Annotated in this window: 5 protein-coding genes and 1 pseudogene; 5 read left to right on the top strand and 1 reads right to left on the bottom strand. The window is 71.0% G+C overall.

The genetic code is table 11. The features are described from left to right. Window positions 1–30 precede the first annotated feature (30 nt). From MTF69_RS11540 to MTF69_RS11545, 3 genes and pseudogenes are all read left to right on the top strand, one after another. Window positions 31–1,167 carry a helix-turn-helix domain-containing protein gene (locus MTF69_RS11540; RefSeq protein WP_243333214.1) on the top strand — a complete coding sequence of 379 codons (1,137 nt, stop codon included), beginning with the start codon at window positions 31–33 and terminating at the stop codon, window positions 1,165–1,167. A 482-nt stretch (window positions 1,168–1,649) separates the two neighbouring features. Next, a pseudogene (locus tag MTF69_RS43715) lies at window positions 1,650–1,853 on the top strand (hypothetical protein); the annotation flags it as partial. A gap of 125 nt (window positions 1,854–1,978) precedes the next feature. Further along, window positions 1,979–2,134: a hypothetical protein gene (locus MTF69_RS11545; protein ID WP_243333215.1), complete on the top strand. Its 156-nt coding sequence runs from the start codon at window positions 1,979–1,981 to the stop codon at window positions 2,132–2,134. A 255-nt stretch (window positions 2,135–2,389) separates the two neighbouring features. On the opposite strand, the gene MTF69_RS11550 is transcribed toward MTF69_RS11545, so the two are convergent. After that, window positions 2,390–3,313 carry a hypothetical protein gene (locus MTF69_RS11550; protein WP_243333217.1) on the bottom strand — a complete coding sequence of 308 codons (924 nt, stop codon included), beginning with the start codon at window positions 3,311–3,313 and terminating at the stop codon, window positions 2,390–2,392. 301 nt (window positions 3,314–3,614) lie between these two features. On the opposite strand from MTF69_RS11550, the gene MTF69_RS11555 reads away from it, so the two are divergent. Both MTF69_RS11555 and MTF69_RS11560 read left to right on the top strand, forming a co-directional pair. After that, a complete protein-coding gene (locus tag MTF69_RS11555; RefSeq protein ID WP_243333219.1) occupies window positions 3,615–4,775 on the top strand; it encodes a sensor histidine kinase in 1,161 nt (386 codons plus the stop codon). Further along, on the top strand, window positions 4,772–5,479 hold the full coding sequence (locus MTF69_RS11560; protein ID WP_243333221.1) for a response regulator transcription factor: 708 nt from the start codon (window positions 4,772–4,774) through the stop codon (window positions 5,477–5,479). The genes MTF69_RS11555 and MTF69_RS11560 overlap by 4 nt, the downstream gene beginning before the upstream one ends. The last annotated feature ends 535 nt before the right edge of the window (window positions 5,480–6,014 follow it).

Below are 6,014 nucleotides of genomic sequence, written 5' to 3' on the forward strand. Positions count from 1 at the left end.
GCGTCCCGGCCGATGGCCACGGTGACGGGGGTGTTTGTGGGGCGTCAGGAGAAGCCGCTGGATCCGTCCACCGGTCCCGTGGCCGAGTTCGCCCTGGCCCTGCGCGAACTGCGCCGGAAAGCGGGTGGTCCGACGTACGCCGCGATGGCCCGACGAAGCCCGTACTCCGTGGCCACACTGTCCCGCGCCGCCGGCGGCGAGCACCTGCCGACCCTGCCCGTCGTCCTCGCGTATGTCGGCGCGTGCGACGGCGACCCGGCGGGGTTCGAGGCGCACTGGCGGCGGGTCGACGAGGAGCTCGCAGCGATCGCCCGGCGCTCCCGCGCGGAAGGGGAGCGAACGGGCGAGCGCGGCGAGCCGGCACCGTACCGGGGTCTCGCCCGCTTCGAGCCGGGCGACAGCGACGTCTTCTTCGGCCGGGACCGCGCCGTGGCCGACCTCCTGGCCCTGGTGGGCGGGCACCGGGACGTGGCGGTCTTCGGAGCCTCCGGAAGCGGAAAGTCCTCGCTGCTGCGAGCCGGACTCATATCCCATCTCCGGGACACGGGCCGCGCCCTGCCCAGCCCCGCCGCCATCCGCGTCCTGACACCGGGGGAGCACCCCCTGGACACACACGGTCCCGCGCTGCTTCCCGCGGACGGGGACGGAGACACCTGGCTGATCGTCGACCAGTTCGAGGAACTCTTCACCCTCTGTCACGACGCCGCAGAGCGAGCCTGCTTCATCGACGCCCTCCTCGAAGCCGGGGATCCGGTCCGTGAACTGCGCGTCGTCCTCGGGATACGGGCCGACTTCTACGCGCGCTGCCTGGAGCACCCACGACTCGCGGAGGCCATCCGCGACGCCAGCCTGCCGGTCGGTCCGATGACCCCCGCCGAGCTGCGCCAGGTGATCACGAAACCGGCCACGGCCCATGCACTGATCGTGGAGCGTGCCCTCACCGAGACCCTCGTCGAGGAGGCCGGTGCGCAAAGCGGCGGGCTGCCGATGCTTTCGCACGCCCTACTGGAGACCTGGCGGCGGCGCCGCGGCCGCACCCTCACCCGCGAGGCCTATGAACGGGCCGGGGGTTCTCCACCATCAGCATCGGTGCGTTGCGGGACCAGGACTGGACCCGGCAGCAGGACGACTTCGCGTACGTCAGCCCGGACGGCCGCCACGTGGTGAACGCCCGCCGAGAGGGAGACATCTACACCCCCACGCTGGAGGACCTGCAGACAGGGGCCCGCCTGGCGACCCTTCCCGCCGCTCTCGGGGGCAGTGAGGGCATATACGCCCGCTACAGCGCGGACGGCAGGCTGTTCGCCTACGCCGTCGAGTCGAATGCCGAGTACCAAGGAGCCGTCCGGGTCTACGACGTGAAGGGACGTCGCATGGCGGCGGAGCTCCCCCTGCCGAACGCGGATTTCCATCTGATAGACCTGGTTCCTGCGTGGCGCGATGGCGCACCGGCTCTCTACGCGATGTCAGGCGGGCCGGAAGCGACTTTGTGGGAGCTGGTGTCCGGCAGACAGCTCGCCCGATCGGGCGGGTACGGTGCGCTCGCCCTGAGCCCCGACGGCTCGTTGGCCGTACTCGGAAACGCAACGGTGGTGAGCCTGGAGAGCGGCAGGACGCTCCGCTCCCTGAACAAGCAGGAGTCCGCCGTCATGGGATTCAGCCCGGACGGCCGGGTCTTCGCGAGCTCCGACCCGACGGGCCGCGTCACGGTGTGGAACGCCGCGATCGACCGGGTCCTCGGCGTCCTCGCCCCCGATCCCGGGGAGCCCCCGTCCGAATTCGGCGCGCTGACCGCGCTGGCCTCCTCCGCCGACAGCCGCACCCTGGCCACGGGAGACGGCCAGGGCCGGGTCCGACTCTGGGACCTCGAATCGCTGAGGCCCATCGGGGCCCCCCGCCGAGAGCGGGAGACCGCGTACGCGAACTCGCCTTCGGCAAGGACGGGCAGACCCTGCGAGTACAGGGGGAACACACTCCGATGCGCACGCACGACCTCCGGCCGGCCACCGTCGCCGCTGCCCTGCGCATCCGCTTCGGCGGGGGCCTCACCCGCGGCCAATGGGCGGACTACATCCCGGACATCCCGTACCGCGAGGGCTCCCGACAGGGTGCTGCGGACCTTCAGCTCGGTTGAGCTTGCCGTTTACGTCCGGGCATCGAACGGCATCGAACTCGTCCGGCGCCTGCCCAGTTCAAGAAGAGGGGGGAACCCGGCAGTGTCGCGGGGGACCTTCTGCGAGGTCTGGCCGGTGAATCCGAGTGAGACGCCGGGCACGATCAGGCTCTCGGTGTCCGGGGCCCATCCGGCATCGCCCCACGCCGTGGCCCGCCACGACCGTCCCACCACCCGCCATCCGATGGGGTGTGGCAGCGCAGGCCGGCACGCCTTCTACGCTGCGGACCGCATACGCCGCATACGCCACGTACGCCACGTACGCCGCATGGTGAGGGCGAGGCCGACGGCGGTGACGGCGAGGGTCAGTAGCGTCACCACGGTGAGGACGATGACCGTCTGCCGGTCAGGGTGCGCCACGGACTGGCCGCGTCGTGCCTGCCAGGTGAGTACGGCGAACAACCCCGTGTACCAGCACGCGAACGCGCCGACGATCAGGGTCCTGACCCCGTCGTCGAGCCGCCGGCGGAAGAGGGTCCCGTACAGGTGCATCACGGCGACGAGCAGCAGGAGGACGTGGATGGCGTGCATGCTGACGAGGTGGGGTACGCGAAGGTCTCCGCCGGTCAGGCTCCAGCCGGTGATCGGCATCCCCCGCCCGTCGGGATCGCCGATCCCGTGAGCGCCGCTCAGCACGACCGGGTTCCCGGCCGCGTCCGGGACCGTACGGGGCTCACTGGACAGGGCGCTGAGCCAGCCCGCCACGGCCATGCCGGCGGCAGCGAGCGTGAGCCCCGCGCCCAGGGCGACGGTGAGTGCCCGGTCGGTGCCGGACTGGAACAGCACCAGCGTCGCGATGACCAGGGTGGCCACGAGGAGCGGCATGACGCCGATCGAGAAGGCCGCGGCGACATTCCGGGCGACGGCGTCGGTGCTCTCGTTGAAGTGGCTGTAGGTGCCGTGGGCGGCGGCGTAGACGACTGCGCAGACGTCGATCACCCCGGCCACCGCGATGACGCTGCCGGTCCACCAGCCCAACCGCCTCCCCTTGTCAAGCCTGCTCAGGAGCCAGGCGAGCGTGACTCCGTAGATGCAGAAGGCCACGCCGAACTTCATCGGTTTGAACCAGAGGGAGTCACCCAGGAGTTGACGGTCGTCGAGCAGCGCGGCGACGGCGCAGAGCAGCGAAATGGCACACATCAGCCCGGAGTTCAGCATGAGTGGGCGATGCCATTGCGACACTGCCGGTGAGCGGTACACGGGTCCTCCAGGAGCGAGTGCGGTTCGTGCTCGCCACGCTAGGAAGGGAGCCGCCCCGGCCGCGTCCCCTGCCGGGGGCACCCGGCGGACCCCGGGAGGGGTGGCTGTCCGGGGCCGCGTACCCCATGGGGACGATGCGCACCCCGCGGTCCCCGGCTAACGTGCGGACAACAGGGCAACAGGGCAAAGAGGGACAGCCGGCTTCCGGAGCCCGCCCCCCGGCTGGAAGGACCTCGCAGCGATGCGCCGACCCGCGAACCACCTGAGCACGTGGCGGCCCCTCCGTCCGTGGCGGATACCGACGGGCCGCCCGCTGCTCGCCCGCCCCGTTGCCGCGGACGGCGTACTCGCCGCGGCCTTCTTCGCCGTCATGCTCGTCGAACAATTGGGGCCGGCCGCAGGGGCGGACACGGGCACGACGCGCGCCGTCATGTTCGCCGCGGCGGTCGCCGGACCGCTGGCCTGCCGCAGGACCGCGCCGCTGGCCTCGTACCTGGTGGGTACCGCGGCCCTGTCCGTCGAAGCGCTGTGGGGTCTGGAGAACCCGCTCTCCCCGTACGCGAACCTGATCGGCCTGTACTCCCTCGGCCTGCACGCGAGCCGCACCCGTGCCTGGACCGGTCCGTTCGCCGCCTTCCTCGGCATGATCGCCTACTTCACCGGACAGCAGGAACGCGACGTCTGGTCCGTGGTGCCGGCCGGGGTGCTCTTCCTGTGGCTCCTCGTCTGGGCCATCGGCTTCGGCGCCGCGCGGCGCCTGGAGGAACGCGACGCGACCCAGCTCCGGCTTCGCGAGGAGGTGATCGCGGGGGAGCGTGCCCGGATGGCGCGTGAGCTGCACGATCTCGTCGGCCACACCGTCAATGTGATGCTGATTCAGGCCGGCGCCACCCGGCGACTGCTCACCCGCGACCCGGAGCGCGCCCGCGAAGTGCTCGGGCAACTGGAAGACTCCGGCCGCGAGGCACTGGAGGAACTCGACCGGGTCCTGGGCCTGTTGCGCCGCACCGCGCCGGCCGGATCCCAGCCGAAGCTCGGCGACCTGAGCCGTCTCACGGATCGGATGGCGCAGGCCGGGATCAGCGTGGCGGCACAGGTCGATCCGGGGCGGGACGAACTCCCCAGCAGCATCGACATGTCGGCCTACCGGATCGTGCAGGAGGCGCTCACCAACACGGTCAAGCACGCCCGCGCCGGATCCGCCGACGTGACCGTCCGCCGGGTGGGGGACCGCCTCGACATCGAGGTCAGCGACGACGGCCAGGGCGCAGGCAACGGCTACGAGCCCGGACGAGGTCTGCTCGGCATCGCCGAACGCGTGTCGATCCTGGGCGGCAGGCTCGAACACGGGCAGGGCGAGCAGGGCGGGTTCCGCCTGCACGTCTCGCTCCCGGTCCGATGACCTGGCACGCCGACGGAGCGGCGCACGACGAGCGCCGGATCAAGATCGTGGTGGCCGACGACGACGCCCTGCTCCAGGCCGGCCTCGAACTGATCCTCGGGACCGAGGACGGCCTGGAGGTGGCCGGGCGGGCAGCGGACGGCATCCAGGCCGTCCGCCTGTGCCACGAACTCGTCCCCGACGTCATCCTGATGGACGTACGGATGCCCGGCATCGACGGGGTCGAGGCAACCCGGCGGATCGTGGCCGCCGGTCTGTCGACCCGGGTGCTGGTCCTGACGACGTTCCACCACGACGCATACGTATGGAGCGCGATCCGGGCCGGCGCGAGCGGCTTCCTCCTCAAACGCGCCTCCCCCGAACGCCTCATCGACGCCGTACGGACCGTCGCGGCAGGTCAGGCCGTGCTGGACCCGGCCGTCACCCGCGACATCCTGACCCGGCTCGCAGCCCAGCCCGCACCCACGCCCCCAGGGGGCCTGCGGACACCGGCGGACGCCCGCCTGGAGCGACTCACCACCCGTGAACGCGAAGTGCTGCGGCAAGTCGCCCACGGCCTGTCCAACACGGAAATCGCCGAGCTGCTCTCCCTCGCGGAATCCACCGTCAAGACCCACGTCAAGCGGATCCTGGCCAAACTCGACGCCCGCGACCGAGCCCAAGCGGTGGCGATCTCGTACCAGAGCGGCCTGATGCCGACCTGAAGGCTCACATCGCGCGCCCTCCCGTCCGATGCGATCTCTCGGGTTCGGGACAGTGGTTTGAGAGACAGTCGAGAACCATCCTGGTGCTGCAGATGGCGTCTGCGTCCGCACCGGCCAGGGTAACCACCTCGGGCAAGATCACCGCGTCCTCCCGCCCGATCGCCTGCCACCGGTCGACGACGGGGCTAACGGTCCTGGGGCAGGGGCTGGTGTGGCAACCGGGCGTGGGGCTCGTGGAGTCCCACTGCTGGGGGTGGTGGGGATGGAGCGGACAGGGTCTCGGACCGGTTCACGTACTGCTGGTGTTGTGTTCGTGGTGGTCACGGCGTGCGTGGTGTACGGCTGGGCATGGTGGTCCTTGGGGGGGTGTCTCTATGTCCTTCGTCAAGGACGTGGTGCCGGGTATCGGGCTGTTTTGGGTGGTCATGCGGCGAGGGTGATGGTGGGGGTTCTGGATGCGTAGAAGGTGCCGTCTCGGAGCATGGCGAACAGGACGCTGATGCGTTGGCGGGCGAGGCGGAGGAGGGCTTGGGTG

It is taken from the genome of Streptomyces sp. AP-93, from assembly GCF_022808175.1.
Taxonomy (GTDB): domain Bacteria; phylum Actinomycetota; class Actinomycetes; order Streptomycetales; family Streptomycetaceae; genus Streptomyces.